The 4,603-nt window shown below is 56.2% G+C and carries 3 protein-coding genes; all 3 read left to right on the top strand.

From position 1 onward, the window contains the following. Positions 1 to 108: response regulator (locus NTW95_08285; GenBank protein ID MCX6557408.1), on the top strand; the 108-nt coding region annotated here is incomplete at its 5' end. 208 nt (positions 109 to 316) lie between these two features. After that, complete coding sequence (locus tag NTW95_08290) at positions 317 to 2,257, top strand: PAS domain-containing protein (protein MCX6557409.1); 1,941 nt, start codon at positions 317 to 319, stop codon at positions 2,255 to 2,257. After that, on the top strand, positions 2,244 to 4,603 hold a 2,360-nt coding region (locus NTW95_08295; GenBank protein ID MCX6557410.1), incomplete at its 3' end, for a PAS domain S-box protein. The genes NTW95_08290 and NTW95_08295, both read left to right, overlap by 14 nt.

Here is a 4,603-nt window from a genome sequence, read left to right on the forward strand (position 1 = left end):
TTGGGGGTCAACAGCTACGTGGTCAAGCCCCTGGATTTCAACAAATTCGTGGAGGCGGTTTCCGAATTGGGGTTGTACTGGGTGCTGCTGAATCAGGCGCCGTTTTGAAGATAGGGTCCAGGGTTTAGGGTCTAGGGTACAGGGAAGAGAAAGACAAAGAAAAGAAACAAGATGAAACGAGTAAGAAACAAACTCGAGTTCTTCCATGTCACGCGTCACGCGTTACGCGTTACGATTTTCAGAGTACAGGAAGAAGGGTACAGGGTTTAGGGTCTAGGGTTTAGAGAAGAAAAAGAGGGTAATGAAAAGAGATAAGATGAAGCAAGCAAAGACAAAGAAAGCGAGCAAGGCCAGCGCCGAGAAAGAGAAGAAGTTGCGCGTTCTGATTCTCGAGGATAATCCGGCGGACGCCGAGTTGATGGAACGGCAGCTAAAAAAAGCCGGCATCGGTCTTATCTCACAACGGGCGGACTCCCGGAGCGGATTTCTCAAAGCATTGCAGGCATTCAAACCGGACGTCATTCTGGCCGATTACAAGCTGCCGAAATTCAACGCGCTGCAGGCTTTGCAACTGAGCAAAAAAATGGCGCCTCTGACCCCATTTATTGTCGTCACCGGTTCGATCAGCGAAGAAGTGGCGGTCGAATGCATAAAGCAGGGCGCCGACGACTATCTGCTTAAAGACAGACTGGCCCGCCTGGCTGAAGCGGTCCGGCACTCATTGGCGAACCGTTTCCTGCAGCAGGAAAAAATAGCCGCCGAAGCAGCATTGCGCGAAACGAACGAAATATTCCGCTTGTTCCTGAAACACAACCCAATTTATGTCTTCATTAAAGATGAAAATATCCGGCCGATCTACTTGAGCGAAAACTATGAGAAGATGCTGGGGCGGCCCCTTGCCGGAATCCTTGGCAAAAATATGAACGAACTTTTTCCGTCCGAACTTTCCCGCACCATGATTGAGGATGACAAAAGGATCCTGCGCGAGGGCAAACCACTCGAATTCATCGAGAAGCTGAACGGCAGGACCTACTCCACCATGAAATTCCCCATCATTATCGACGGCAAAGCCAAGTACCTGGCCGGCTACACCACTGACATCACCGAGAGCAAGCAGGCCGAAGAAGCTCTGCGGCAGAGCCGGGAGCAATTCCGTATTGCGCAGGATATGTCCCCCGATGGGTTCACAATCCTTCAACCAGTACGCGATGCCCAGGAGCGCGTTGTCGATTTTATCTGGGTTTATGAGAATGCTGCGGTTGCGCGGCTAAACGGCACCGACCCGGAAGCAGTTTTGGGCAAGCGCCTGCTGGAGCTGTTCCCCGGCCACCGCGGTACGTCAATACTGAGAGCCTATCAGAAGGTCGCGGAGTCAGGTGAGACTTGCATCGTTGAGGCCGACTACTCCGGCGAAAGCATGCCAAAACCAACCTCGTTCCGGATCGTCGTTGTGCCGATGGCTGGAAATATCGCCATCCTGGCCCAGGATATCACCCAGCGCAAACACGCCGAGGAACAAATCCGGGCATCCCTGCTTGAAAAAGAAGTACTGCTCAAGGAGATCCATCACCGGGTGAAGAACAACCTGCAGGTCATTTCCGGGCTGCTGACCCTGCAGGCGGCGCAGATCAACGACGAGCGGCTGCAAGGGGTGCTCAGGGAAAGCCAGAGCCGCATCTGGACCATGGCATTGATCCACCAGACGCTCTACCAAACGGGCAACCTGGCCGATATCGACATGGCCGATTACATCCGCGCGCTGTCCGGCAACCTGCTCAGCTCGCATGCCCAGGTCGCCATGCCGCCGACGATCATTTTCAACCTGCTGCCGTTGCGCCTGGTCATCGACAAGGCCATTCCCCTGGCCCTGATCATCAACGAGTTGGTGACCAACGCCATGAAGCACGCCTTCCCTGACGGGCAGCCGGGCGAGATCCGGATTGCATTGCAAGAACGTAGGGGCACAGCACGCTGTGCCCCTTTGAAAAATACCGACCCCACGCCCAACGAGGGCACGGTACCAGGTAGGGGCACGGCGCGCCGTGCCCCTACGGACGAAGAAAATGCCCCTACCTACGAATTGACCGTCGCCGACAACGGCGTTGGCCTCCCGGCCGGCTTCGACCCGAAAAACCAGAAAAGCCTGGGCCTGCAACTGGTCACCATGCTGACCAGGCAACTGGGCGGTAAGTTGACCATCGAATCCAAGGGCGGCACTTCCATTGCCATCACATTCAACCGCAATGAAAAAAACTGAAAACAATCCTGATGCCAAACGCTTGCGGGTACTGATCCTGGAAGACAACACCGTTGACGCCGAACTGGTCGAACATGAACTGCACAGGGCGGAAATCATTTTCACCTCCCGCCTGGTCGATGCGAAAAAAGAATTCAATAAAGCCCTGGCCGAATTCCAACCCCAGGTCATCCTTTCCGATTTCAAGCTGCCCTTGTTCGACGGCCTGGCCGCCCTGGAGATCGCACGCACCCAAACGCCGGACATCCCCTTCATTTTTGTTTCGGGGTCGATCGGCGAAGAGAAAGCCATCGAGACACTCGCCCGGGGAGCGTCCGATTACATCTTCAAGGACAACCTGCAAAGGCTGGGACCGGCGGTTAAAAGGGTGATCGAAGCAACACGCCTGAAGCTGGAAAAGAAGAATACCGACGAGGAATTACGCCGCCGCGCCGACGAGCTGCGGCTCCTGGCCGCAGCGGCCGACCGCTTTGTCCATATCAATGACCTGGATCAACTTTACGACTATCTGGCGCAGACGATCCCCGCCATATCCGGGGCCGATTATTTGCTGCTCACCCTCTACGACGAGAAGCTGCAGGCCGTGCGGCCCAAGATAGTCATTGGCTTCGAACCATTCCGGGAAACCATCCGCCGCCGCTTCAACATCGATCCTTTGCAGATGGTTTTTTACTTCAAGGACATGGGCAAGGATGATTTCAGCGATTTCATTTCCCGGCGGCTCCTGCCTGTCCGCGACGGCCTGTACGGACTCGCCAACCGTAAAATTCCGGCCTCCAGCTGCCGCCTTATCGAAAAAATCCTGGCCATCGGCAGCATGCACACCATGGGCTTTTCCTGGGAAAACCAGCTCTATGGCGGTTTGACGGTATTGTTCAAAAAAGGCAATGAATTGCAAAACCAGGCCCAGGTCGAGACCCTGCTCAACCAGGCCACTGTTTCCATCAAGCGCCTGCTGGCCGAAAGGTCCCTGGGTGAGAGCGAGGAACGTTTCCGCCGCATCTCCGAGACCATGTCCGACATTTCCTATTCCTGCCTGTCCGACGCGGAAGGAAATTTTGCGTTGTCCTGGATGACCGGCGCGACCGACCAGATCACCGGGTATACCATCGAAGAGATCATGGCCATGAAATGTTGGGAGAAACTGATCTTGGCGGAAGATCTCCCCGACTTCGAAAAATACGTCACCGGCCTGACCCCCGGCAACAGCGGCATCTGCGAGCTGCGCCTGCGCCAAAAGGACGGGAGCAACGTCTGGGTGCAGTCGTTTGCCGAATGCACGCAAAGCAAGGAACGGCCGGAACAGCTCATCCTTTTCGGGGGACTGGTGGACATCAGCGAGCGCAAAAGAATGTATGACCAGCTGCGCCAGTCCGAGGAATATTACCGCACCCTGGTGCAGACCTCGCCCGACGCCATCATTATCGTCGACGGCGGCGGCCGGGTCACTTTTGCTTCCCATAAAACCCTCGAGGTCTTCGGCATTCCCGCCCAAACCACCATCATAGGGATATCGATAATGGATTTTGTCGAACCCGGAGAGATCCCCAGGGTGCAGGAGCGCCTGGTCGAGATCCTCTCCGGCCGCTCGCTGTCGGAGATCCGCGAATATAGGCTATTGCGGCACGATCGCCGGCCGTTTTGGGGGGAAATCTCATCGTCACCGCTCCAGGACGCTTCGGGTCGGAGCATCGGCCTGCTGCTCGTCTGCCGCGATGTTTCCGAACGCAAGCAAGCCGAAGAACAGATCCGCGCCGCGCTGAAGGACAAGGAGGTGCTGCTGCAGGAGATCCACCACCGGGTCAAAAACAACCTGCAGATCATTTCCGGGCTGCTGACCCTGCAGGCCGACCAGTCCGCCGGAAGGCCCCTGAGCGAAATTTTCAGCGCCAGCCAGGACCGCATTCGCTCCATCGCCCTGATCCACGAAAAACTTTACCATTCGCGCAACCTGGCCGAGATCGCTTTCGACGAATATTTGCGCACGTTGACCGAAAACCTTTTCATTTCTCATGGCGTCGCGGCCGGCCGCATCACCGTCAAATACGAAATGGAACCCATCCTCTTTACCATCGAAAAAGCCATCCCCCTGGGGCTGATCGTCAACGAGCTGGTCACCAACGCCCTGAAGCACGCCTTCCCGGCCGGGCAACAGGGGGAGATCCGGATTTCATTACAGGAATGTAGGGGCGTAAAATTTTACGCCCCTACGGAAGATACGGGCACGGCCCCAGGTACGGGCACGGCCCCAGGTACGGGCACGGCGCCAGGAAGGGGCACAGCGCGCTGTGCCCCTACATACGAATTAACCATAACCGACAACGGCATCGGCTTCCCGGCCGGCTT

This window comes from Candidatus Aminicenantes bacterium, assembly GCA_026393795.1.
In the GTDB taxonomy this organism is placed as follows: Bacteria; Acidobacteriota; Aminicenantia; order UBA2199; family UBA2199; genus UBA2199.